Source organism: Leuconostoc mesenteroides subsp. mesenteroides (assembly GCA_009676745.1).
In the GTDB taxonomy this organism is placed as follows: Bacteria; Bacillota; Bacilli; order Lactobacillales; family Lactobacillaceae; genus Leuconostoc; species Leuconostoc koreense.
Window position 1 is genome coordinate 1,639,771 of record CP046062.1, and the last position, 24,026, is coordinate 1,663,796.

Consider the following 24,026-nt stretch of genomic DNA (forward strand, 5'->3'; position numbering starts at 1 on the left):
AACAACTTGCCTTTTGATGAAAACCACCCCAAAATTTTACACTGGAGAACATAATCATCTTGCCTAAACTAGTCATTTAACATCATGCACGTGGCAATACTTGTAAATTGATAGCATAAACTACGAACAAGTTGTTTTTGGGGTTAGCTAACCACCTATAAAAGCTCATCTAATCTATAAGTTCAGTATAACTCTTATAAATTCTTTTTGCAAACGCTTACAGAACGATTAAAAAGCTCTTGCTGACATGAATCATTCCTTTTTCTCTTCAGTTTGATTCAATAATTTTTCTTGCAAATTAACTGATTTTTTCAGTAACTCGTTGGTTTCATGCTGTATCTTAATTAGCTTTTTCGTTTCTTCAAGTTGTGCGTTATAGCCCAAAGTCTCTGAAGCCTCTTTGATTAAAAACTTATTGACCAATTTAACAAAGAAAAAGACACATGCGGCAATAGTACATAACGTTAGAAAGTTTTCAAAAACAGTGCGCAATGGATCTAAGACTAGGTTACTCTTGGCCGAATGACTTTTTGAAAACAGTAGTAAGGAGAAATAATAAAACAAGTTAGAAGCAAAACTAATCACACTCTTGATTAAATCAGTCAAACTACCCCCGACGATAACACCAATAGATAATTGAATAATAGATGGAGAAGTTATAAACTTTCTAAATTCATTAACTTGTTCGGTAGCAATATTATCAGCTATTGGTAGCTTTATTTTTTGCATATTTTCATTCCTTTTAATTTGCCATTCGTTCGTATGATGACAAGATAATGTTTAATAATTACTTGTTTATTATTCCATGTTGCACTGAATTTTTCAACTAACTTTTCTAATCAAAAACATGTTATGAAAATGGAAATCTATTATATAACGTTGATGCTCTTCCTTAATATATTTAGATACGCTATCGCGAAAAAATAATTGTGAAATAAAATTTTTTGTACTTCTTTTGAAATAATCATACTACACTAGCAAAACTTAGCTTACTTATTAATTGTCATTTTGTTTGACAAAATATTTTATCTATAGTATATTTAATTCAATTCATAACTAGGAGTTCATTATGGCATTATCTTTCACTACAGTTTATTCAACATGCTGCAGTACAACGCGTTTTCGATGTTGTACTGTTTGTTGAGCATAAATTTTTGGGTATACCATAACTTAAAATTTTTCTACTGACACAGTTAAACTATCAAAACGCGAAAATTCAATTGGATTTTCGCGTTTTTATTTGTTTTTACTAAAAAGATACAAGGATGCATTATGCTAATTAAAAATATCCATCAACTAATTGGTCAAACACCGTTAATTGAACTGCAAATACCTGTTCCAAACCAAAGTCGCATTTTTGCAAAACTAGAGATGTTCAATCCTGGTGGCAGTATTAAAGACCGTTTAGGTCAATTCTTAATATCAGATGCTTGGCAGCGAAACTTGATTAATCAAAACTCAACGATTATTGAACCAACCGCTGGGAATACTGGTATTGGTTTAGCATTAGCTGCCCAACAATATAAATTACCAACTATTCTTGTTGTACCTGAGAAATTCAGCGCTGAAAAACAGCAACTCATGAAAGCATTAGGCGCAAAAATCATCAATACACCTTCTAACGAAGGTATTAAAGGTGCTATTTCCAGAGCAAAATCGATAGCAGCTAAAACTGAAAATAGCTACTTACCTATGCAATTTGCTAACCCTGCTAATCCAGAAACATATTACAAAACGTTAGCACCAGAAATCGTTAAAGATTTGAAGAATGAAAAGATTGACGCTTTTGTTGCTGGTGCTGGCAGTGGTGGCACTTTTGCTGGAATTGCCAAATACCTTAATGAATATGATGCAACAATAAAAAATATTGTTGTAGAGCCCGAAGGATCTATTTTAAATGGCGGCCCAGCACATGCTCACCGCACAGAAGGTATTGGAGTTGAATTTGTGCCACCATTTTTTGAATCAATTCACATTGACAAAACATTAACTATTAGTGATGACGATGCCTTTCAACAAGTTCGATTTGCTGCCAAAAATCTAGGTCTTTTTATCGGTAGTTCAAGCGGTGCAGCTTTAGCTGCTAGCCTACAAATGGCAAAAACTTTACCACCAGAAAGTAATATCGTCACGATATTCCCAGACAGTAGCGAACGTTATATGAGCACAAATATTTATGGAAACTGAGGAAAGAAAAATGAAATTTGATACAAAACTTATTCATGGCGGTATTAGTGTTGACCAGTCAACTGGCGCAGTATCTGTCCCTATTCATATGGCTTCGACCTTTAAGCAAACAAAAATTGGTGAGGCAAAATATGAATACTCAAGATCTGGCAACCCAACTCGTGAAGCCGTAGAAAGCTTAATTGCAGACTTAGAAAACGGTACTGCTGGTTTTGCTTTCGCATCTGGATCAGCAGCGATAAGTACTATTTTTTCACTATTTTCATCTGGAGATCACATTATTGTTGGAAATGATGTTTATGGTGGTACATTTAGATTAATTGATAATGTCCTAAAAAGAATGGGTCTGACATTTACAATTGTCGATACTCGTGATTTATCTGCTATTCAGGAAGCTATTCAAGAAAATACGGTAGCTATTTACCTGGAAACGCCTACCAACCCGCTATTGCGCATCAGTGATATTAAAGCAATTTCTGAACTTGCTCACCATCATAATTTATTAAGTATTGTTGACAATACATTTGCTTCTCCGTATGTACAAAATCCGATTGATTTAGGTGTAGATATTGTTGTTCACAGTGCTTCAAAGTATTTAGGTGGTCATAGCGACCTCATTGCCGGTCTAGTTGTTACTAAAGGTAACGAACTTAGTGAAAAAATTAAATTTTTACAAAATGCAATTGGTGCAATTTTGGCTCCTCAAGAAAGTTGGCTTCTACAACGAGGTATGAAAACACTTGGATTGAGAATGCGCACTCATCAATCAAATGCTCAAATAATATTTGACTACCTTAAAAAACAAAATAAAGTTGGTAAAATATATTTCCCTGGTGATCCTGACAGCCCTGATTACGCTTTAGCCAAACAACAAATGAATGGTTTTGGTGCCATGATTTCCTTTGAACTAAAGGCTGGGCTGGATCCAGAACAGTTCATCAGTAACTTAAAAATTATCACATTAGCAGAAAGTTTAGGTGCACTTGAAAGCCTAATTGAAATCCCAGCTAAAATGACGCACGGCGCCATTCCTCGTCATATCCGACTATCTCATGGTATTCAAGACGAACTAATTCGTCTCTCGGTAGGTGTTGAAGACATTAACGATTTAATTGCGGATCTAGACCACAGTTTTAATCAGTTGAAATAATAGTGGAGAAGAAATGTTTTTTACTGCTAAATCAATTTTGGAGCGGGATCCCGCTGCAAAAAGTCTTATGATGGTAATTTTAACTTATCCTGGTTTACATGCACTGTGGTTTCATCGTATTGCGCATTGGCTTCATATTCATCATCGTTATTTGCTCGCCGCTATTATTGCTCGTTGGTCAGCTAAACGAACTGATATATTCATAGCACCTGGTGCACAAATTGGTTCTGGCGTATTTATTGATCACGGCATCGGTGTTGTTATTGGTGAAACTGCAATTATTGATGACGGTGTAACCATATTACATGGCGTCACTCTGGGAGCTCGTCATACGATGACAGAACGTAGACACCCTCATATCGAAAGCAATAGCTTCATTGGTGCTCATGCGCAAATATTGGGCAATATTACTATTGGTGCAAATAGTAAAGTTGGTGCTAATGCTGTTGTTTTAAACGATGTCCCTCCTTATTCTACTGCTGTTGGTAATCCTGCTCGTCTAGTCTAGTTTTTTCATTTTTAGATAAATATAACGAATACGCGGTAATTGTGTGGCTGAATCCGTATGTTTTGTTTAAACGTTTGTAAAGTGGTATGCTTAAATTACAAACTCATTTAGAGTTAAGTAAAATTTATAAGGGGGTTCATATGGCTTTCAATAAACAAGTTGCCAATATGATAAAGGAAAAAGTTGGAAAAGGCGAAACAGGATTTTGTTTATCACAATTCAATCAAATTGATGTTGTTAATACTGCGAATGCACTCGCAGAAGAATTAAATCTTGTGCACACGGATATTTACCCTGAGGTAAACGCCGTTATCGGTGTTCGATCGCACAAATAACCTTTCACTATCGAATTCACTCTCATTTTTTCAATAAAATGCTAAAAAGTAAAAAGCCGACTAAAAATAATTTAGTCGGCTTTTTACTTTAGGTGTCTAATGGTGCTACTTGTTCAAGATTACTTATCAACTTCGTGATCAGAAACATTTTTCCCTCCGAATCTTGAACACTGTGGGTAAGGTTAAATCAACTAAAACAATAAATTTCATAATCTCGAGTAATCAAGGTTGTAATAAAAATAAATGATTCAAATCTATTCTCAAATTGACTAAACTAAATTCGCATAAAATAATCTAAGAAAGTAAGTGTTCGTCAGCTAAGATTTCATTGTTTATATCATTCAGAAATCTCTCACGACTTACACAACTTTTTAGACATAGATTGTCAAAAAGAGTTGACCCACTTTAATATCAGAATAACGCTCAACGTAGATAGTCACATGATAAAAGAAAAAGAGCAAACTCAAGATGAGCTTGCTCTTAATGTACTAGATAAAAATGTCAGGGAGTATCTTCCCCAAACTTACCCAGAAACACTGTTAAATAGCAGTATATATAAGTATTAATTACTTAACGGCATCCTTCAAAGCTTTACCTGGCTTAAATGCAGGTACCTTTGAAGCAGCAATTTGAATTTCTTCACCAGTTTGTGGGTTACGGCCCTTACGAGCAGCACGATCACGAACTTCAAAGTTACCAAATCCGATCAATTGAACCTTCTCACCGTTCTTCAATGCTTCTTCGATTGATGCAAAAACTGCGTCAACTGATGCAGTTGCATCCTTCTTTGTCAAACCTGTTGCTTTAGCAACTGAATCTACTAATTCTTGCTTGTTAGCCATTTTCTTGTCTCCTAATAAGAGTTATTTTAACGCAAAATGCGCTCCGTGAAATCTGTCGAAACATTATTTCATGTAACTAGAATAACATAAGAATCGCCAAATGTGTAGTGTTATCAAGGGTTTTCAGGATTTCGTAACATTTGTGTTACATTAAAAACATATTTTTGCAACGTTTACTTTCGTGCGCGGACTATGAGTTTAATTGGCGTTCCAGTAAAATCAAATGATTCTCGAATTTTATTTTCTAAGAATCGTTCATATGAGAAGTGCATCAGTTCAACATCATTAACAAATATGACAAATGTTGGTGGTTGCGTTGCAACTTGTGTTGCATAATATACACGTAACCGACGACCATTATCCGAAGGTGTTGGATTTATTGCAATAGCATCCATAATAACATCATTTAATGTTGACGATGTGATACGCTTACGATGATTATCATCAACGTCTTTAACCATTTGTGGCAATCTATCTAACCGTTGCCCTGTTTTAGCAGAAACGAACACAATTGGTGCATAATCTAAGAATTTAAATTCTTCACGAATTAAATTCTCAAAGTCTGACATTGTACGATCATTCTTTTCAATAGCATCCCATTTATTGACAACAATAATCATTGCTCGGCCAGCTTCATGAGCGAACCCGGCTACGTGTTTATCCTGTTCTCTAATTCCCGCTTCTGCATCAATAACCATCAGAATGACATTGCTATCATCAATAGCTTTCATGGCACGCATTACTGAATACTTTTCAGTATTCTCATATATTTTTCCGCGTTTACGCATACCGGCTGTATCAACCATCACAAATTCGTCACCCTCTTCAGTCACAAATCGTGTATCAATAGCATCACGCGTTGTCCCTTCAATATCAGAAACAATCACACGTTTTTCACCAAGCATAGCGTTAACAATTGATGATTTACCCACATTTGGGCGACCAATTATACTAAAACGAATCGCATCGTCTTCTTGTTCCGCAGCTTCATCAGGAAAATGTTTTACAATTTCGTCAAGTAAATCACCTAATCCCAAACCATGCGATCCTGAAACTGGGTACGGATCTCCGAGACCTAATGCATAAAAATCATAGACCTCATGGCGCATTTCAGGATTATCTACCTTATTGACAGCTAAAACGACAGGCTTATTAGATTTATATAGCATACGTGCAACTACTTCATCAGCCTCAGTTAATCCCTCTCGACCGGAGACAACCATCACAATAACATCAGCTTCATTAATTGCTAATTCTACTTGGCCACGTATCTCGGCTAAAAACGGTGCATCACCGATTTCGATTCCACCGGTATCAATCATTCTAAATTCATAATTTAACCATTCAGCTGGTGCATACAAGCGATCTCGTGTAACTCCAGGCATGTCTTCAACGATTGCAATTCTTTCTCCCGCCATACGATTGAAAATAGTTGATTTACCAACGTTTGGTCGACCGACAATTGCTACTATTGGTGCTGACATTTTGGCACCTCCTTTGTATAAATAAATTTACCATAAAAAAAGAACTGGCGAACCAGTTCTTTTCAATAAAATTCTTAGAACTTACCATCAAAGAGGTCGCCCAATGTTGCAGCGGAATCATCTTGTTGCTTATAAGCAGCAATATCTGCACGTGATGCTGAACTATCCTTTGAATTTCCACGATCTTCACGTTCTGGCTTTTCTTCCAATGCCTTCATTGACAATGAAATACGTTCTTCAGCAGGCTTAACATCCAAAACTTGAACTTGAACTTTGTCACCTGACTTCAAAACTTCTGAAGGGTTTTCGATACGCTTGTGTGAAATTTGTGATACGTGAACTAGTCCTTCGATACCAGGGAAAATTTCAACAAATGCGCCGAAGTCTTTTACACGCTTAACAGTTCCTTCAAGAACTGTTCCGGCAGGAGCTTCTTCAGCAACTTTATCCCAAGGTCCAGGTTGTGTAGCCTTGATTGACAATGAGATACGTCCCTTTTCAGCATCTAAGGCTAAAATCTTAACGTTAACTGTTTCACCCTTTGTCAAAACATCAGCAGGGTTCTTAACACGATCATGAGAAATTTCTGAAACGTGTACCAAACCATCGACGCCACCCAAGTCAACGAATGCGCCGAAGTCAGTCAAACGAGCAACTTTACCTTCAACAACTTCACCAACGGACAACTTTTCAAATGCTTCTGCTAGTTGTGCTGCACGTTCTTGTGCTGCAACTGCCTTACGTGACAAAATCAAACGTGCCTTGGCAGCATCAATTTCAATAACTTGTGCTTTGATATCTTTATTCTTAAACTGGTTCAAATCTGATACGAAACGATCAGCAACCATTGATGCAGGCACAAAGCCACGAACACCATTAACATCGACAACTAAGCCACCACGTACAGCATTGATAACCTTGGCATCAACAGTATCACCTTCACCAAATGATAAGTTTTCCCATGCCTTACGTGCTTCTAAGCGCTTCTTTGACAACAAGTAAGATACGCCTTCCTTGTCGCTTGTTACATTAGAGATGACAACAGCTTCAACACTGTCACCAACCTTCAATTCGTCTGCCAGATTAATGTTACGATCGTCTGAGTACTCACGCGCTGGCACAACTCCTTCTTCACCGGTATGCAAACCAATAACTGCTTGGTTATCGTTATCAACGGCTAGTACTTCACCCGTAACGACATCTCCTACCTTAATTTGATCTGCACTCTCGAGAGCTGCTAAAAGCTCGTTGTTTGTTTCACTCATGACGTCAAACGTCCTCCTACAATTTACACTATGAATATAGTGTACCAAATATTTTAGTTCTTGTATAGTAAAAAACACGGTTTAACCGTGTAAATTAGAAACTAATTTTATTTTTGATAATATTGGCTATTTTAGTCACAACATCTTCAATGCTGTGGCCAGTTGTATCCACTAAAATTGCATCATTTGCTTGTGTTAATGGGCTAATTTGACGATGAGAGTCTTTATAATCTCTCGCTTCAATTTCACGCTTCAATGTTTCGAGATTGGTCGTCATTCCTTTAGCAATGTTTTCTTTATAACGTCGTTGGGCACGTTCATCAACACTGGCTACAAGAAATATCTTGACGTCTGCGTCAGGTAAAACTGTTGTACCAATATCACGGCCGTCCATAATCACACTGTTATTATTAGCTATTTCACGTTGACGATTGACTAAATTAGAGCGTACGTCCGCAAAGGAAGCCACCACAGATACATTGTTTGTTACTTCAGCAGAACGTATTTCATCCGTGACATCAATATCATTTAAAAATACACGTTGAACTGGTGTACTAGGTTCAAAGCGTATTTCCGTTTCTGATAATAAGTTTTTTATTTTTTCTTCATCATTGTAAGAAATGCCATTCTTTTTGGCAGCTAAAGTTATTGTTCTGTACATTGCACCTGTATCAACATACACACAATTTAGTTTTGTTGCTAAAATTTTGGCGATAGTAGACTTGCCAGCAGAAGCTGGGCCATCAATGGCAACTTGAAAATTCGTCATAATAATAAAAAGTCCTCTTACTGAATGTTTAATGCAGTACCAGCATACCGTGTATAATTATCCACCGTTAACCCTGGGTTTAACGCCATAACTTGGCTAGTTGTCATTCCGTGTGTAACTGCAAAGTTATACAATGTTTGACTACTACCCAAAACAGCAGTGGTAGTTGTAGAACTACTTGATGCTGAACTTGATTCAGTCACCTCAGTAGAAGATGAGCTAGCAGGTTCCTCATTGGAAGTATCTTCACTACTGCTTACTGGTTCTTCTTCAGAAGAACTTGATACGCTTGTTTCAGAAGATGTTGATTCAGAAGATGTTGATTCAGAAGATGTTGATTTAGTAGTTGATGATCGCTTCGTACTTGATGAAACGGCTGTTTGTGGTTTTGATGATTTTTGATTAGTAATCATCCCGTACACAGGTACAAAAGATATAATTGCAAGCGCCAATACAACAAGCAGAACACGAAACCCTTTATTCGAGGATTGTGAATCTGACTTTCGAGAAAATTTTGGTTCAAGCTTATCTTTTTTTGGCCGCTTTGATCGGCTCATGTTGTTTGGGTCAAAATCGTTCATAGAAACGACCTCCATTTTATTGGTTCACATAAAATTTTACCACACCAACAGCGACTTTGCTCATAATGTTTTGTTAAGAATGAAACCTTTTCTGAAGCGGTTGCACTGCTCTTAATATGACCATACTTATGATAAACCATATAATACCCTCAAGAAGATTAAACGGCAGCACCATACCAATAAAATAGTTTTTTAAACCAATGAATTTAGCAATATCGAAATTAGCAAATTTCGCATACAGAGGGATAGCTACAAACCAATTGATGATAATCGCAACAATTGTCATGACGATTGTGCTGCTCGTTAACGGTATAATTCTTTTTTTCCAGCTACCGTACTCCTCAAGGTTAGGCATGGTTACTTTTAAAATTGTGATAAAGGCTAATACGACCAATAAATTAACTGGTAGTCCTAAATAGGTATTAACACCCTCATTTGCCAAAATTAACTTTAATAAGGTACGAATTAATACAATCCATAGTGAAGCAGAATAATTTAACCAATATAAACCAATGACAACTGGTACGATTGAAAAATCTAGCTTTAAAAAATCAGCGCCGGGAACAATCGGCACTTGGGGAAACAGCATCAAGCCAAATGAAATAGTACTTAGTATTGCAATTAATGCAGTACGTTGCACTCGCGTTACTGGAACAATTAACATATTTCTTTCCTCTTGTTTGCTCACCTAATTGGTGGACACAAACAAAAAAACTACAGATTTTGTCAGGGTACAACAAAAAAATGTAGCTTTCACTTTCTTTTTTTAGACTTCTTTATACCCGACTTTACGGTCGGCTCTGGATTTTGACCAGATCAGCTGCCAAAGCAGGTCGCGGGCTTACCATGAAGTTCATGTCTCACCGCCGGTTGGGATTTACACCCGACCCTGAAGTTACTATTCAATTTGAAACTATTGTATCATGATGTTACTTACGACGCAACAATTTATAGTCTTGTGCTTTTAAGCGTTTGATCTCTACACTTGTTAATTTACGGTATTCGCCTGGCTGTAAACCAGTGACATCAAAAAAAGCATACTGCTCGCGCTTGAGCTTTTGTACCGGTAAACCAACCTTTGCGAGCATATTTTTAACCTGATGGTTACGCCCTTCATGGATAGTTAGACGGACCATACTTGTTCTTTTAGTCGGCTCAACTCTTTCAATAGAAACACGAGCCGGCGCGGTTTTACGACCTTTTAAAACCACGCCACGTTTTAGAGGAGCTAATTTTTCTTCAGTTGCAATACCTTCAACCTTTGCAACATAAGTCTTGTTGACTTTAGTTTTAGGATGCATTAATTGATTAGCCACCACACCATCATTTGTCAATAACAAAACGCCAGTTGTATCATAATCTAGACGGCCAACTGGATAAACACGTTGATCGACATCCTCTAAAATATCCAACACCGTACGACGCCCTTTTTCATCATCATTGGTGGTCACAACCCCACGAGGCTTATTTAACAGGTAATAAACTAACTTCTCACGCCCTTCAATTGGCGCACCATCGACCTGTACTTTATCATTTGTGGTAACTTTTGTACCTAATTCAGTAACCGTTACCCCATTAACTTGGACACGCCCGTTGATAATTAATTCTTCAGCGCCCCTTCGTGACGCTAGACCAGCTTGGGCAATAATTTTTTGCAGTCTCTGTGCTTCTTCAGACATTTTCTTTTTCACTTTCTGATTGATGTACATCAAATGCACTCGTAAATAAATCTTCATCAATATCATCACCTAAGTCTAACTTATTAAAATCAGGTAACGGAGGTAGTTCTTCAATCTTTTTCAACCCAAAATAATCCAAAAATTCATCGGTGGTACCGAACATGATAGGGCGTCCTGGTTCATCCTTTCTGCCAACTTCGTGGATTAACTGTCTTAACGCCAGTTTCTGTAATGTTCCTGAGGATTGCACCCCACGAATTGAATCAATTTCAACACGTGTAATTGGCTGTCGATAAGCGACAATAACTAATGTTTCGAGTTGTGCTTGCGATAATGTTGCATTTACAGGTGAATCAAAATACTTTTTTACTGTGCCACCGAGTTCCGGTTTAGTCACTAGACGATACACATCGTCATTTTCACGAATTTGTAATGCACTGCTTAGGTCAGTATCATACTTTAACACAAGTTCTTCAAGTAAGCCTTGTATTGCTGAACGATCAAATCCAGTGATCATGCTCATATTTTTCATGGAAATGCCTTCATCACCAGATACGAACAGTAGTGCTTCTATTTGACTTAAATTATTCATCTTCGTCAAATGCCTCAATTTCTACATAAATTTCTTGTTGTTGGTACTCTTGATGTAACTTTAACTTTTTATCTTTGGCCATTTCTAATAACGCTAAAAAAGTGACTACTAAATGCTCTCGCTCATAAATATCATCAAAAAAAGAAACAAATGGAATCATATCACCCGCTTGATACTGTAAGACATGTTTATTGATGTTGTTAACTGCTTCCTCTAGAGAATATGTTTCTGCAGTAACGTGCCTTCTGGTAGGGGTTTCCTGTTTTTTTCGCCGTAATAGTTGAGCAAATGCTGTTTGTAAATCTCCTAAGGATAAACCAGGAGTTAAAGCTATTGGGTGTTCCAAATGGTCAGGTGCCTTCATTTGAGCACGTGAAAAAGATTGTTGTTTTAATTGTTCCCGTTCACGCAAAGATTCACTTGCTACTTGAAATTGTTTGTAGGTCAATAATTGTAACATCAGCTCTTCACGTGGATCAGCATACTCTTCATCTACAGCATAATCTTCTGGTTCTTCTTCTGGTAACAAATCAGCTGATTTTATCTTAACTAAAGTAGCAGCCATCACCAAATATTCACTTGCTACATCAAGTTGCATTGCCTGCTGTGCATGAATAAAATCTAAATATTGAGATGTAATATCAGCAATTTGCAAATCAAAAATATTCATCTCGGATTTCTTAATTAAGTGTAATAGCAGATCAATTGGTCCTTCAAAATCACTTAATTTAATTGTTAGACCGTTTTTCGCGATGTTGATTTTCTCCATTTGTTAATTAACTTTTGATTATCCAAGGTACCCATTAGGAAAGCTTCAAGATGCTGCTCTTGATAATCAGAAAGCATATCAAAATAGTTTCTGACACTACGTGACTCTGGTGTTAGGGCAACATGGCGGATTATGGCGATGTTATTACTATAATCTTCAACACCTAAAACACCAAGGACTTGTCCTTGGGACTCTTTTTGCCAAATATATAACGATCTCGCTTTATTATCATGATACCATGCTATTTCCGCATTTAAATGAGATATTTCACGTAGCCCTGGCAGCAACGATAAAATACCCATAACGGTTTTTTCATCTGATTGTCTTGATTGTGTCAACATAATTTTCACGCTCTGGGGTGGTATTCATCATACACTTCACTAAGTCTTTTTTTCGAAATATGGGTATAGATTTGTGTTGTTGAGATATCCGCATGCCCCAATAATTCCTGAACTATACGCAAGTCAGCACCGTTCTCTAAGATATGAGTAGCGAAAGAATGCCGAAGCGTATGAGGAGAAACATCTTTAGTTATTCCAGCAGTTATGACTAACTTTTTTATAATCTTCCATATTCCCTGTCGTGAGATTTGATTTCCACGATCATTTAAAAAAACATACGGGGATTCATTGCCTTTAAGTAAAACAATGCGACTTTCATTAAAATATCGGGTCAGCCAATCGATTGCAATTTCACCAATTGGAATAATACGTTCTTTATCACCCTTTCCGAGCGTTTGAATCAATCCCAATTGTAAATGGAGGTCACTCATTTTTAGATTAACCAATTCACTGACACGCAATCCAGTGGCGTACATCACTTCTAACAATGTTCTATTTCGAAGACCAAGTGGTGTATCTTCTATCGGCGCTTGTAATAAACGATCAATTTCCTCTATACTCAAGACTGCGGGTAAGTGCTCTGCTTTTTTTGGTGGGCGAACATCATTCATCGGATTATGAGCAATAATTTTTTCTCGCACTAAATAACCAAAAAAGTTACGCAATGTCGTAACCATTCTAATCACTGAACTATTGGATTTGCCTAAATTTCTGAGTCGATTTAACCAGGACAAAATAATAATATGATCGACCTGCTTAAGTGTCAGTTTCTCGCTTTTTAGATATTCACCAAACTGTACCAAATCTTGGTGATAACTCTTAATCGTATTTTCAGATAAACCACGTTCAATTCGAATGTAGTGTAGATAATCCACTACCGCATTGTCAATTTCTTGCATTATTTCTCAACTAATTTTATACCATCGTCAATTTGTTCAATGAGTCTATCCTTGTATAAATGGCCTAAGGCTCGTTTGAACTGACTTTTACTAAAGCCGAATTGACGCTTAATAGCTTCTGGATTACTTTTATCATTAAATGGTAGAAAATGATCCGCCCGTCTTTGCAATTGCAATAATAAGAACTGTGCATCCTCATCCATTGTCTTATAAGCCAAAGGTTTCAGTGAAAGATTTAATGTACCATCATCACGGACACCAATAACACGCGCATCAACAACTTGTCCTAAACGCGGTTCATCATCACGTTGCGAAGGATGAATAAATCCGAGATAATATTCGTCAGTAATAACCAAAGTACCTGCCATTTTGTTACGATAAACTGTGGCTTTAACCGTAGTCGACTTCATACTTTCGGGCGCACGACGCGACACAGCACTAATAATATGCTGTTGTGCTATTTCACCCCACAAACGGCCCTTATGATCCTCTTTAATAGCAATCATTAACTTGTCACCTTTTTGTGGCCAAAGTGTTGAAATTGTTGGTAGGTCGTCAAGAGAAACAACAATATCTTTATTGGGTAAACCAATTGAAACGAAGACGCCCAAATCATGTCGATTAGCTACAACCGTTCCCCAGCCGTATACTGATTTCTGTGCAGCAGGTGTTTTCTTGGTAATTTGTAATTTGTGTCCTTCATTTTCATATGCAAAACCAGTCACAAATCCACCGACTTTGAGTGGCTTCTCAAGTTCTACCTTATCAATTTCATACGTAAAGCCATCAACTTGTGCAAAGAAATATTTGTCATTTTCATCAGTAACGTTTGCTTTAATTATTGTGCCAACTTTTGGATTCATATTGTTTTCCTTAACGTACGCAACATCACGCACTTTTTATAATACTTATAGTCTACCATGTGTAGTTTACATAATCTATAACGAGCACTTAAGCTTTCAACAGATTTTTCACTTGATTAGCAACAAATTTGCCATCTGCTTTTCCCTTGACTTGAGGTGTGATAATCCCCATCACTTTACCCATATCTTTGGGAGATGTAGCACCCGTCTTTTCGATTGCGTCCTTCACGAGTTCAATGATTTCTTCGTCACTCAATGGCTCTGGTAAATACTTTGCTAAAACAGCTAGCTCTGCGTGAATACCAGCAGCTAAATCTTCTCGATTCCCTTTCTCGAATTCAGCCAACGAATCTTGACGCTGTTTAACTTCACGTGAAAGTACTGTTAATTCTTCTTCCTCTGTTAAATCATGGCCTAAATTAATCTGTTCGTTCATAACCGTTGATTTAACCATACGAATCACCGATAAAACATCCTTATTCTTGTCTTTCATAGCCTGCTTCATATCAATATTTAACTCTTCTAATAAACTCATGTGTATCAACCTTTCAAAATTCAATCTACTGTTATTCTACCATAAAAGAAAAACGCCACCTAAGTGACGTTTTAGAATCGAATTAACGACCCTTCTTCTTGTTACGCTTTTGAGCTGCTTCAGACTTCAATTTACGAGCAACTGAAGGCTTAACATAGTATTCGCGCTTACGGTATTCTTGGAGAGTACCGTCTTTTGAAACACCACGCTTGAAGCGACGCAATGCATCATCCAAAGATTCGTTCTTACGTACGATGACCTTTGCCATGTGATAACCCTCCTTTCTCGCATTTTATTTCGTTAAACGACATGCAGTAAATACTTATCTATTATGACAGACTTCCGCGTAATCGTCAATACTATAAACACTTTACTCATGCATTTTATAGCAATAATTAGTAATCAAGCTTGGATGTATGCTTTGTATCCGTCATACGATAATAAACTAGCAAACTAATAAGTACAACTACTGTGACATAGACGAAAAAAAGATTTTCGTGATTTATTTTTTTCAAGTACAAGGCAACATATTCGACTGTGCCACCAAAAATGGCAACCGTCAAACCGTAAGGTAACCCAACACCTAAAGCCCGAATTTCAGTTGGAAACATTTCAGCTTTAACAATCGCATTAATTGAGGTATAACCTGTAACGATGATTAATCCAGCCAACATGAGAAAGAAAGCCCCAATCCCCGTTTTCACATGTTGTAAAGTGAGAAATATTGGAATTGTAAATATCGTCCCCATAACTCCGAACCAAAACAATAAGGGTTTGCGACCTATTTTATCTGATAATGCACCAGCAATAGGTTGTAAAACCATAAAAATAAATAATGCTGCAAAGTTAATCAACGTAACTTCTTGTGTTGGTAACCCAACAGAATTAATCATAAACTTTTGCAAATACGTCGTATAAGTGTAGAAAGCGATTGTCCCACCGAGTGTTAATCCAACTACCGTCATGACGGATTTTGGATACTTTAACAAAAGTCGTAGACTACCATTATTGTTTTTCTTTTGTAACTTAAATTGGTCAGATTCTTCCATGCTCAAACGGAGGAACAATACTACAATAGCTCCCAGAGAACCAATAACAAATGGAATACGCCAACCCCAGTCAATCAACATATCTTCTGATAGCATCGACTGTAAAATTATTTGAACACCTAGGGCAATGAGCTGACCACTAATTAATGTCACATATTGAAATGAGGCATAAAAGCCACGGTGCCCACGGCTGGCCATTTCGGAAAGGTAGGTTGCTGAAGTACCATATTCTCCACCCAACGATAATCCTTGTAATAGCCTTGCTAGCACCAAAATGATTGGCGCAGCAATGCCTATTACATGGTAGCCAGGTGTTATCGCAATGACAAGCGATCCTGCAGCCATAATCAATACTGATAAGGTTAATGCTGCTCGGCGACCATGTTGATCTGCATATTTACCTAACACTAGACTTCCCAGAGGTCTCATCAAAAATCCGATTGCGAAAATTCCTGCCGTACTTAATAGTGCAGCCGTTTTGTCATGGCTAGGAAAAAATGATGGGGCAAAATAGATAGAGAACGATGCGTAAACATACCAATCAAACCACTCAATTAAATTACCTAAGGATCCTTTTAAAATATTGCTAACAATCTTCTTTTCTGTACGTTGCATACACTCACCTCATAATGTTTCCTTTACTGTAACGAACCCCCAAAAAATAATCATCGTCATATTGCACAACTTTTTAATTTTTATTTGTACATAATAATTAAAAATGGCATAATAGTAACAAAATAATTGGAGATTAATTATGAATGTTAAAGAGTTGTTATCTAATTCAGTACTAGCAGACTACCCAATTTTAGCAGGTGCCGAAGGACTCAATCGTGAGATCAACCAAGTGGGTATGATTGATGCACCAGATTTTGATGAATATATTGCTCCAGGTCAATTATTACTCACTACCGGATTCTTGTTCAAGGAAGATTGGACATTACTACGAGACTTAATTATCGCACTAGATTATCATAATGCGGCTGGCTTGGGAATCAAAATGAATCGTCATCTATCACAATTACCTCGTGATATTATCATATTAGCTAACAAACGTCGCGTACCAATTCTCATGACCCCAACTGATGAATTGATGCCACAAACAATTCAAAATATTACTGATATCATTCTGAACACACATACAGGTGAATTGCATCAAATTGTTAATATTAATCATCAGTTGTCAACGATGCAAACTAATAATACTTACCAGCATCTATTAAATCTTAGCGCGGAAATTTTAGGAGCACCATTAACCTTACTGGACTCACATTTTCGCGCCCTATATGCTAGCACTGATTTACTGCCACAACGTGATTTTTTCACCAAATTTTTACGAGAAGAATCTGAGATTGATTATTTAAATTTAACTCAAAAAGTTCACGTTACTTTCAATAATACAATTTTTGAGATTTCTCCAATTTTTTCTGCTCTAAACGAAAACAAAGCCTTTGTAGCAATTATGAGTCCAAATAAGACATTATCAGATTTTGAAATTTTAAAACGCGAACAAGTAATCACTGCATTAGGATTCTCGAATTCGAGAACTGATTTGTTAAATGAAACTGAGTTTCGGAACCATTCAGGATTCTTTTTGAACATTATGCAACACGGACTAAGCGATGATGCAATTGACAATTATCTAAAAAACGCAAATATTGACTCTAAAAATCCCTATCGCGTAGCGGTTATTGATTTTACAGTTAAAAAAGCAGTCATTGAAACGCATCAATTTGAAATATTACAAGCACTGACACGCTGGTTCGTTAACGAATCAAATTGGTCTGTACTCCTTTTTTCTTACAAACAACAACTGATTTTGTTAGTTGATAATAAAATTGACACACGCACATTTCTCGAAGAATTATACGATTTTCTAACATCGCAATCCAAATTAGCACATAATTTTACTATTGGCTTTTCCCGAGTTGCTGAACCTATCCGTGCATTAGCAGAGCTTCATGAACAGGCAAACCACGCACTTCAATTAACATCAGTAGCACATCCGATTATGCAGTTTAGACCTAAAAGTGCACAAGAAATGTTAAATTTGTTACCCAAGCAAGAGAGTGATGCTTTCGTGGATAGGATACTGGGCCCAATTTCAGATAACCCTATTCTCCTCAAAACTTTGAAAACCTATATGTTTTTACACCAAAATGTGACAGCCGTGGCCTCTGATTTGTTTGTGCACAGAAACACCATTAATTATCGCTTAAAAAAGATATCTGAATTATTAGATGTTAACCTCGACATGCCCGATGTTTTAGTTGATATTCAATTAGCTTTTTTGTTACTTGATTAAGCACAATGCACAATAAATCATATTATCTTTGTTCACTTGTTAATGAGTAATTGATGATAAAGATGTTAGAATTGTTATCAATCGAGGAGGCATGATATTTATGAATCAACAAAAAAACACAACAATGAATGCCGATGGCACCATACGTGGTTTGAAAAAAAAGCATGTGCAAATGATTGCCATTGGAGGTACAATTGGTACCGGACTTTTCTTGGGAGCTGGAAACTCTATTGCTAAAACCGGGCCATCAATTTTGATTGTATACGCGGTGCTTGGTGCATTTTTCTTTATGATGATGCGAGGAATTGGCGAAATGCTTTATGCAGATCCTTCCCAACATACATTTGTTTCTTTTATTAGTAAGTATGTTGGTGCTGGAGCAGGATATTTCGCTGGATGGTCCTATTGGATTGGACTACTTTTCGTAGCTATGGCAGAATTAACAGCCGTATCAACTTACGTTAAGTTTTGGTTCCCAAGTTGGAAGACGTGGATAATTCAAATTTTATTTTTGTTAGTTTTAACTATGATTAACTTAATTGCCGTCAGAGTATTTGGGGAAACAGAATACTGGTTTGCCATGATTAAGATCATTGCTATTGTGGCAATGATTGTAACAGGTCTAGTATTAATTTTCACAGGATTCAAGGCGCCCGCAAGTGGAGGTCATACTGTCGCGTCATTTGGTAATGTATTCTCAAACTTTTCACTATTTCCAAATGGCGCTTCGATGTTCTTCGCAGCTTTTCCAATGGTATTTTTCGCTTTTCAAGGTATGGAATTTATTGGTATCACAACAGCTGAAACGGAAAACCCACGTGAGGTTCTGCCAAAAGCCATTAATACAATTATTATCCGTATTTTGATTTTCTACTTAGGTGCTATGATTATTATTATGTCAATCATTAATTGGCATGTCATCGCTAAAACGCCTGAATCAAGTCCCTTCGTCATGGTATTCCAGTTGGCTGGATTCAAAGCGGCTGCTACGATAATTAACTTTGTCGTATTAACATCTGCTGCTTCAGCATTAAATTCCGCCATCTATTCCGCCGGTCGACATTTCTACCAATTAGCCGAGGAATCAAATTCACAATTTATGATTAATTTTCGTGAAATTTCATCAAATGGTGTTCCAGCTAAGGCAATTATATTCACAGCCATTTTAGTGTTACTATCACCTGTAATTAATTCAATACCACAAATTACTAGTGCATTCGGTTTAATCACGTCAATTTCTTCAAACATGTACATTATCGTTTATGCAATGACAATGTATGCTCATCGTAAATTCCGTGAATCAACTAATTTCGTACCAGATGGTTTCCTGATGCCAGGATACAAGTGGACTAGTCCACTAACATTACTGTTCTTCGTCAGTATTTACGCCAGTTTGTTCTTTCAAGCTGACTCTCGAGTGGCTGCCATCGGGGCAATCCTTTTCACAATAGTATTCGGTTACTTTTCTCACCGAAAGTTTTCCACTAAAAATGCAGTAACCGTATAAAAATAAAAGATGAGACAACACGATGTTGTCTCATCTTTTTACTATAACTCTGGCTCGTAGAAACGTCCCACAGTATGTTCAATTTTCCAAGTGGAAGAGAAAGCTTGTTCATCAACCTCTTTGATTGCTTCTCGTAACTCAAATCTTTCCTGCTGCGTGATGACGGTTAGTAACACCGAACGCTCTCTTCCAGTGTAACCACCACGCGCTTCATCGATAATAGTTACACCCCGCCTAAGCTTATTTTGAATACTATCCACCATTTCATCTGGTTTAGTAGTAATAATCATCACTTGCATTTGCTGCTGGCGTGTGTAGAAAACATCAATCATTCGTGAACTAATAATGACACCTACAATTGAATACAAAGCATACTTCCAACCATATGTTAGACCGGCACCAATCATAATCAAAGCATTGAAAGATAAATTGATCGGTCCCATTTTAAAACCATAATGCTTCTTAACTAAGAGTCCGATGACATCTAAACCACCTGTTCCGACACCATAACGTAGTGCAGTACCAACTGCCATACCATTAAGCGCACCACCAAACATAGCATTTATTAACGGATCAGTCGTTAAAACACGCGTGGTATCAAAAACGGGTATCAACGCTGAACTAAGCAAAACTGCTAACGTTGTAAAGATGGCAAATCGCCATGACAGCTTCCACCATGCAATGGCTAACATTGGTAAGTTAACCAAAGCTAGCGCCAAAGCAACGGGAACCCTATCGCCTGTTAGAGTTGAAACGAGCTGTGCAAATCCTGTGAATCCCGAGGAGTAAATATGTCCTGGATGCCAGAAATAATTCATGGCAAAAGCAACAATTGCACCGTAAAATACCGCACCACCAATACGACTAGCATATTGGTTTTTCATAAAATTGTGAACTATTTTTTGCATAATCAATATGCATGTTACACGAAAAAATCCAGTGTGTAACAGACATTTATCTCCAAGTTTTATCTAAACTAATAATAACACGAATTTGTATGATGACAATCACTCTTCGTCTGGAACAAATAATCCTAATTCGTTTAGTTGCTTGTCTTCAACGCGAGTTGGTGCCTCAGTCATTGGTTCAGTAGCTCGTGAATTCTTTGGGAAAGCAATCACTTCACGAATATTTTCTTGGCCAGCTAGTAGCATTGCTAAACGATCTAGCCCTAGTGCAATACCACCCATTGGTGGGAAACCATATTCCATACCTTCAAGCAAGAATCCGAAAGCTTCATGTGCTTTTTCAGGAGTAAATCCAAGTGCTTTTAACATTTTCTCTTGAACATCCATACGATGAATACGAATTGATCCTGACCCTAGTTCGTAACCATTTAGTACTAAATCGTAGCTTTGCGCATGGGCCTTATGAGGGTCTTCACCATCATTCAAATAGTGTAAGTCTTCTTCATTTGGCATCGTGAATGGATGATGGGCAGCAATCCAGCGATCAAAGTCTTCAGAGTATTCAAACAGTGGCCAATCAACAATCCAGGCAAATGCCCAAGGGTTTGTTTCATCAATCAAATCTAATACTTTAGCTGTTTCACGACGCAAATAATCTAGCGTTGCTGAGACGATATCAGCACGTCCAGCACCAAATAACAATAAATCTCCGACTTGAGCATCTGTCGAAGTAATCAGATCTGCCTGTGCTTCATCATCAAAGAATTTAGCAATAGGACCGGTCAAACCTTCTTCCGATACTTTCATCCAAGCCAACCCTTTCGCGCCAAAACGCTCAATGTATTTTGTTAACTTGTCAATGTCTTTACGTGAATAACGGTCAGCTCCACCGGGAACGGCCAATGCCTTAACAACACCGCCACTTTTAATAGCATTTGCAAAAACACCAAATTCACTATTTTGTACCGTTTCAGACAAATCTTTGATTTCGTAGGCTATACGTAAATCTGGCTTATCAGTACCAAAACGATCCATAGATTCTTGCCATGTCAAAGTTGGAATTTTAGATGTATCAAGATCAAAATTTACAACATCATGCATCATCGACTTAACCCATTCATTGACCAACTCACGGATTTCATCGGCTGTCATAAATGACGTTTCTACGTCCATTTGTGTGAATTCTGGTTGACGATCACCACGCAAATCTTCATCACGGAAGGCACGGGCAATTTGGAAATAACGATCGAACCCTGCCCCCATCAACAATTGTTTGAATAACTGTGGTGATTGTGGCAAAGCGTAAAATGATCCTGGGAAAACACGAGATGGCACTAAATAGTCACGAGCCCCTTCCGGTGTTGACTTTGCCAATACTGGAGTTTCAATGTTGATAAAATCATGAGTATCCATAAAATGCATAGCACTACTCATAATTTTTGAACGAATACGTAAGTTTTTTTGCATCTCAGGGCGGCGCAAATCTAAGTAACGATACTGTAGCTTCAATTCTTCATTGGCATTCACATCATCTTCTATATAAAATGGTGGTGTTTTTGACGTTGACAAAATTTCTGCCTCTGTCACATCGACTTCGATTGTGCCAGACTTTATTTTTGTGTTAATTTGATTTTCAGCACGTTCAATAACATGACCAGTAATCTTTAGAACATATTCACTACGAACTTTTTCCGCCACTGCTAATGCATCTGCATTTGTTGCGTTAAAAGTTAATTGAACGATACCTTCTCGATCACGTAAATCAACGAATATTAAGTCTCCAAAATCACGTCTTTTTTGTACCCACCCGGTCAATGTGACTGTTTGACCTAAATAAGTTTCATCAATTAATCCTGCGTAATTAGTACGTTTCATTCCTTATTCCCTTCTGCATCCATGATAACTGGTAAATTAGTATATAGTTCTGACAATTGGACAGATTTTTGTTCGCCATTTGTCATATTCTTGATGTTAACAATTTGTGCTTCAAGTTCTTGCTCACCAATTGTTATGACATATTTGGCATGATGACGATCAGCTGCTTTGAATTGTGCTTTCGCTGATTTTGACAAATAATCCCGTTCTGCAATATAACCAAATGAACGAACTGCTTGAACAATTTTTGTGGCGATAACATCCGTAGTCTCTCCAATGTTAACTACGTAAAAATCTAAATGGGGTTCGCTAGTTGGGGCAACATTTTGTGCTTGCAATAAATCTAGCAAACGTTCTACACCAATACCGAAACCAACCCCTGGTGTTTCCGGTCCACCAAATTCCTCGACTAAACCAGAGTAACGACCGCCACCAGCAATTGTTGCAGCGCCTTTTAAGCTTTCATCTGTAGTCATAATTTCAAAAATTGTGTCGTTATAATAATCCAACCCTCGAACCATCGTTGGGTCAATATCAAAGTCTAAATTCAATGCGGTTAAAATATCTTGTAACTTTTCCCAGTGTTCGGTCGATTTTTCAGACAAAAGGTCTAATATTGATGGTGCATCTGCAACAAAAGCCTGATCACGGGGATCTTTAGAGTCCAATACACGTAGTGGATTTTTTTCTAAACGAGCTTGTGAATCTGCGGATAGTTCATCAAAATGTGGCTTCAGATAATCAATTAATGCTTGTCGGTAAGCATCTCGGGACTCTTTGTCCCCCAATGTGTTAATCGCAACTTTCAAATTTTTTAACCCAAGTGTTTGGAAAAAGTCAATAATCATTGCTATTACTTCAGCATCTAATGCGGGCGAATCAGATCCAAATACCTCTGCACCTATTTGATGGAATTGTCGGAAACGACCAGCTTGTGGTCGTTCATAACGAAACATCGGTCCCATATAAAATGCCTTATAAGGTTTGTCAAATTCCGGCCCATATAATTTATTTTCCACATATGCCCGGACAACACCTGCGGTACCTTCTGGACGTAAAGCAATATGACGATCGCCCTTATCATGAAAATCATACATTTCTTTTGTCACAACATCAGATGTGTCGCCAGCTGATCGTGAAAAAACTTCGAAATTTTCAAATAATGGTGTACGCATTTCTTTGAAATTATAGTCACCAAACAAAACACGAGCAACTGCTTCTACATGTTGCCACTGTGCTGTCTTCTGCGGCAGTAAATCTGCTGTTCCTTTGGGACGTTGAAATATTGGTTTTGCCATAACTGCTATCGTTTTTAGTGTTTCTTATCAGAATTTCGAAGTATACAATATATCCATCGTTATTCAAAAATACTCAACAACTAAAAACGTATTTCCTCCATTATTTTTCATCTTACTATTTAATTAAAACCCGAAAAAAACGCCCTCAACGATTTCTCGTTAAGGGCGCAAATGCACGGTACCACCTTAGATTTTAACATTTTCATGTTACTTTAATTGCTTAACGCGCAACCACGAGCTATCTTGATCAATAGCAACCTCCAAGGTGTCCAAAATTACGTCTTTGTT

25 protein-coding genes and 1 riboswitch are annotated in these 24,026 nt (G+C 37.4%); of the genes, 6 read left to right on the top strand and 19 right to left on the bottom strand.

Translation table 11 applies throughout. The features are described 5' to 3' along the window. Positions 1-252 precede the first annotated feature (252 nt). Positions 253-729 carry an MscL family protein gene (locus tag GJV51_08180; GenBank protein ID QGM25956.1) on the bottom strand — a complete coding sequence of 159 codons (477 nt, stop codon included), beginning with the start codon at positions 727-729 and terminating at the stop codon, positions 253-255. A gap of 543 nt (positions 730-1,272) precedes the next feature. Between GJV51_08180 and GJV51_08185 the strand changes: the two genes are divergently transcribed. The 4 genes from GJV51_08185 to GJV51_08200 all read left to right on the top strand — a co-directional run bounded on the left by GJV51_08185 (position 1,273) and on the right by GJV51_08200 (position 4,180). Further along, a complete protein-coding gene (locus GJV51_08185; protein ID QGM25957.1) occupies positions 1,273-2,187 on the top strand; it encodes a pyridoxal-phosphate dependent enzyme in 915 nt (304 codons plus the stop codon). Between the two features lie 10 nt (positions 2,188-2,197). Next, the gene (locus GJV51_08190) at positions 2,198-3,337 is read left to right on the top strand and encodes an aminotransferase class V-fold PLP-dependent enzyme (GenBank protein QGM25958.1); all 1,140 of its coding nucleotides are present in this window, start codon (positions 2,198-2,200) and stop codon (positions 3,335-3,337) included. Between the two features lie 13 nt (positions 3,338-3,350). Further along, on the top strand, positions 3,351-3,845 hold the full coding sequence (locus tag GJV51_08195; GenBank protein ID QGM25959.1) for a serine acetyltransferase: 495 nt from the start codon (positions 3,351-3,353) through the stop codon (positions 3,843-3,845). Between the two features lie 140 nt (positions 3,846-3,985). After that, positions 3,986-4,180 carry a hypothetical protein gene (locus tag GJV51_08200; GenBank protein ID QGM25960.1) on the top strand — a complete coding sequence of 65 codons (195 nt, stop codon included), beginning with the start codon at positions 3,986-3,988 and terminating at the stop codon, positions 4,178-4,180. A 566-nt stretch (positions 4,181-4,746) separates the two neighbouring features. Here the strand turns inward: GJV51_08200 and GJV51_08205 are convergent. From GJV51_08205 to GJV51_08275, 15 genes are all read right to left on the bottom strand, one after another. After that, on the bottom strand, positions 4,747-5,022 hold the full coding sequence (locus GJV51_08205; GenBank protein QGM25961.1) for a DNA-binding protein: 276 nt from the start codon (positions 5,020-5,022) through the stop codon (positions 4,747-4,749). A gap of 173 nt (positions 5,023-5,195) precedes the next feature. Beyond that, positions 5,196-6,506 carry a ribosome biogenesis GTPase Der gene (locus tag GJV51_08210; protein QGM25962.1) on the bottom strand — a complete coding sequence of 437 codons (1,311 nt, stop codon included), beginning with the start codon at positions 6,504-6,506 and terminating at the stop codon, positions 5,196-5,198. 74 nt (positions 6,507-6,580) lie between these two features. Then, positions 6,581-7,771, bottom strand: coding sequence for a 30S ribosomal protein S1 (gene rpsA, locus GJV51_08215; GenBank protein ID QGM25963.1), 1,191 nt, complete (start codon positions 7,769-7,771; stop codon positions 6,581-6,583). Positions 7,772-7,865: 94 nt separating this feature from the next. Next, positions 7,866-8,540, bottom strand: a complete 675-nt coding sequence (locus tag GJV51_08220; protein QGM25964.1) for a (d)CMP kinase — start codon at positions 8,538-8,540, stop codon at positions 7,866-7,868. 17 nt (positions 8,541-8,557) lie between these two features. Next, positions 8,558-9,121, bottom strand: coding sequence for a peptidoglycan-binding protein LysM (locus tag GJV51_08225; GenBank protein QGM25965.1), 564 nt, complete (start codon positions 9,119-9,121; stop codon positions 8,558-8,560). Between the two features lie 73 nt (positions 9,122-9,194). After that, the gene (locus GJV51_08230) at positions 9,195-9,785 is read right to left on the bottom strand and encodes an ECF transporter S component (GenBank protein QGM25966.1); all 591 of its coding nucleotides are present in this window, start codon (positions 9,783-9,785) and stop codon (positions 9,195-9,197) included. A gap of 101 nt (positions 9,786-9,886) precedes the next feature. Then, a riboswitch (FMN riboswitch) is annotated at positions 9,887-10,022 on the bottom strand. A gap of 28 nt (positions 10,023-10,050) precedes the next feature. Further along, a complete protein-coding gene (locus GJV51_08235; GenBank protein QGM25967.1) occupies positions 10,051-10,800 on the bottom strand; it encodes a pseudouridine synthase in 750 nt (249 codons plus the stop codon). Next, complete coding sequence (gene scpB / locus GJV51_08240; protein QGM25968.1) at positions 10,793-11,392, bottom strand: SMC-Scp complex subunit ScpB; 600 nt, start codon at positions 11,390-11,392, stop codon at positions 10,793-10,795. The genes GJV51_08235 and scpB overlap by 8 nt, the downstream gene beginning before the upstream one ends. Beyond that, positions 11,385-12,161 carry a chromosome segregation protein ScpA gene (locus GJV51_08245; GenBank protein ID QGM25969.1) on the bottom strand — a complete coding sequence of 259 codons (777 nt, stop codon included), beginning with the start codon at positions 12,159-12,161 and terminating at the stop codon, positions 11,385-11,387. The genes scpB and GJV51_08245 overlap by 8 nt, the downstream gene beginning before the upstream one ends. Continuing rightward, positions 12,128-12,502 (bottom strand): riboflavin biosynthesis protein RibT, encoded by a 375-nt coding sequence (locus GJV51_08250; GenBank protein QGM25970.1) that lies wholly within the window; start codon positions 12,500-12,502, stop codon positions 12,128-12,130. The genes GJV51_08245 and GJV51_08250 overlap by 34 nt, the downstream gene beginning before the upstream one ends. 5 nt (positions 12,503-12,507) lie before the next feature. Next, positions 12,508-13,404 (bottom strand): site-specific tyrosine recombinase XerD, encoded by an 897-nt coding sequence (gene xerD / locus GJV51_08255; protein ID QGM25971.1) that lies wholly within the window; start codon positions 13,402-13,404, stop codon positions 12,508-12,510. Beyond that, complete coding sequence (locus GJV51_08260; protein QGM25972.1) at positions 13,401-14,264, bottom strand: RNA-binding protein; 864 nt, start codon at positions 14,262-14,264, stop codon at positions 13,401-13,403. The genes xerD and GJV51_08260 overlap by 4 nt, the downstream gene beginning before the upstream one ends. A gap of 88 nt (positions 14,265-14,352) precedes the next feature. Continuing rightward, positions 14,353-14,799 carry a GatB/YqeY domain-containing protein gene (locus GJV51_08265; protein QGM25973.1) on the bottom strand — a complete coding sequence of 149 codons (447 nt, stop codon included), beginning with the start codon at positions 14,797-14,799 and terminating at the stop codon, positions 14,353-14,355. An 82-nt stretch (positions 14,800-14,881) separates the two neighbouring features. Continuing rightward, complete coding sequence (locus GJV51_08270; GenBank protein ID QGM25974.1) at positions 14,882-15,067, bottom strand: 30S ribosomal protein S21; 186 nt, start codon at positions 15,065-15,067, stop codon at positions 14,882-14,884. 127 nt (positions 15,068-15,194) lie between these two features. Next, positions 15,195-16,463, bottom strand: coding sequence for an MFS transporter (locus GJV51_08275; GenBank protein QGM25975.1), 1,269 nt, complete (start codon positions 16,461-16,463; stop codon positions 15,195-15,197). A 139-nt stretch (positions 16,464-16,602) separates the two neighbouring features. On the opposite strand from GJV51_08275, the gene GJV51_08280 reads away from it, so the two are divergent. Together GJV51_08280 and GJV51_08285 are read left to right on the top strand one after the other, a co-directional pair. After that, a complete protein-coding gene (locus GJV51_08280; protein QGM25976.1) occupies positions 16,603-18,150 on the top strand; it encodes a PucR family transcriptional regulator in 1,548 nt (515 codons plus the stop codon). A gap of 100 nt (positions 18,151-18,250) precedes the next feature. After that, positions 18,251-19,657 carry an amino acid permease gene (locus GJV51_08285; protein ID QGM25977.1) on the top strand — a complete coding sequence of 469 codons (1,407 nt, stop codon included), beginning with the start codon at positions 18,251-18,253 and terminating at the stop codon, positions 19,655-19,657. 41 nt (positions 19,658-19,698) lie between these two features. Here GJV51_08285 and GJV51_08290 read toward each other — a convergent pair whose 3' ends face one another. The 3 genes from GJV51_08290 to GJV51_08300 form a co-directional block, all read right to left on the bottom strand. Next, positions 19,699-20,565, bottom strand: a complete 867-nt coding sequence (locus GJV51_08290) for a DUF2179 domain-containing protein (protein QGM25978.1) — start codon at positions 20,563-20,565, stop codon at positions 19,699-19,701. Between the two features lie 99 nt (positions 20,566-20,664). Next, on the bottom strand, positions 20,665-22,440 hold the full coding sequence (aspS, locus tag GJV51_08295) for an aspartate--tRNA ligase (GenBank protein ID QGM25979.1): 1,776 nt from the start codon (positions 22,438-22,440) through the stop codon (positions 20,665-20,667). Further along, the gene (locus tag GJV51_08300) at positions 22,437-23,738 is read right to left on the bottom strand and encodes a histidine--tRNA ligase (protein QGM25980.1); all 1,302 of its coding nucleotides are present in this window, start codon (positions 23,736-23,738) and stop codon (positions 22,437-22,439) included. Before GJV51_08300 ends, aspS begins: the two co-directional genes overlap by 4 nt. Positions 23,739-24,026 lie beyond the last annotated feature (288 nt).

Coding starts and splice junctions, on each gene's coding strand:
- GJV51_08270 (QGM25974.1), bottom strand. CDS start 15,067: ATGGCAAAGGTCATCGTACGTAAGAACGAATCTTTGGATGATGCATTG.
- GJV51_08230 (QGM25966.1), bottom strand. CDS start 9,785: ATGTTAATTGTTCCAGTAACGCGAGTGCAACGTACTGCATTAATTGCA.
- GJV51_08190 (QGM25958.1), top strand. CDS start 2,198: ATGAAATTTGATACAAAACTTATTCATGGCGGTATTAGTGTTGACCAG.
- GJV51_08265 (QGM25973.1), bottom strand. CDS start 14,799: ATGAGTTTATTAGAAGAGTTAAATATTGATATGAAGCAGGCTATGAAA.
- GJV51_08185 (QGM25957.1), top strand. CDS start 1,273: ATGCTAATTAAAAATATCCATCAACTAATTGGTCAAACACCGTTAATT.
- GJV51_08195 (QGM25959.1), top strand. CDS start 3,351: ATGTTTTTTACTGCTAAATCAATTTTGGAGCGGGATCCCGCTGCAAAA.
- GJV51_08205 (QGM25961.1), bottom strand. CDS start 5,022: ATGGCTAACAAGCAAGAATTAGTAGATTCAGTTGCTAAAGCAACAGGT.
- GJV51_08280 (QGM25976.1), top strand. CDS start 16,603: ATGAATGTTAAAGAGTTGTTATCTAATTCAGTACTAGCAGACTACCCA.
- GJV51_08225 (QGM25965.1), bottom strand. CDS start 9,121: ATGAACGATTTTGACCCAAACAACATGAGCCGATCAAAGCGGCCAAAA.
- GJV51_08200 (QGM25960.1), top strand. CDS start 3,986: ATGGCTTTCAATAAACAAGTTGCCAATATGATAAAGGAAAAAGTTGGA.
- GJV51_08180 (QGM25956.1), bottom strand. CDS start 729: ATGCAAAAAATAAAGCTACCAATAGCTGATAATATTGCTACCGAACAA.
- rpsA (QGM25963.1), bottom strand. CDS start 7,771: ATGAGTGAAACAAACAACGAGCTTTTAGCAGCTCTCGAGAGTGCAGAT.
- GJV51_08220 (QGM25964.1), bottom strand. CDS start 8,540: ATGACGAATTTTCAAGTTGCCATTGATGGCCCAGCTTCTGCTGGCAAG.
- GJV51_08260 (QGM25972.1), bottom strand. CDS start 14,264: ATGAATCCAAAAGTTGGCACAATAATTAAAGCAAACGTTACTGATGAA.
- GJV51_08285 (QGM25977.1), top strand. CDS start 18,251: ATGAATCAACAAAAAAACACAACAATGAATGCCGATGGCACCATACGT.
- scpB (QGM25968.1), bottom strand. CDS start 11,392: ATGAATAATTTAAGTCAAATAGAAGCACTACTGTTCGTATCTGGTGAT.
- aspS (QGM25979.1), bottom strand. CDS start 22,440: ATGAAACGTACTAATTACGCAGGATTAATTGATGAAACTTATTTAGGT.
- GJV51_08245 (QGM25969.1), bottom strand. CDS start 12,161: ATGGAGAAAATCAACATCGCGAAAAACGGTCTAACAATTAAATTAAGT.
- GJV51_08275 (QGM25975.1), bottom strand. CDS start 16,463: ATGCAACGTACAGAAAAGAAGATTGTTAGCAATATTTTAAAAGGATCC.
- GJV51_08300 (QGM25980.1), bottom strand. CDS start 23,738: ATGGCAAAACCAATATTTCAACGTCCCAAAGGAACAGCAGATTTACTG.
- GJV51_08210 (QGM25962.1), bottom strand. CDS start 6,506: ATGTCAGCACCAATAGTAGCAATTGTCGGTCGACCAAACGTTGGTAAA.
- GJV51_08250 (QGM25970.1), bottom strand. CDS start 12,502: ATGTTGACACAATCAAGACAATCAGATGAAAAAACCGTTATGGGTATT.
- GJV51_08235 (QGM25967.1), bottom strand. CDS start 10,800: ATGTCTGAAGAAGCACAGAGACTGCAAAAAATTATTGCCCAAGCTGGT.
- GJV51_08290 (QGM25978.1), bottom strand. CDS start 20,565: ATGCAAAAAATAGTTCACAATTTTATGAAAAACCAATATGCTAGTCGT.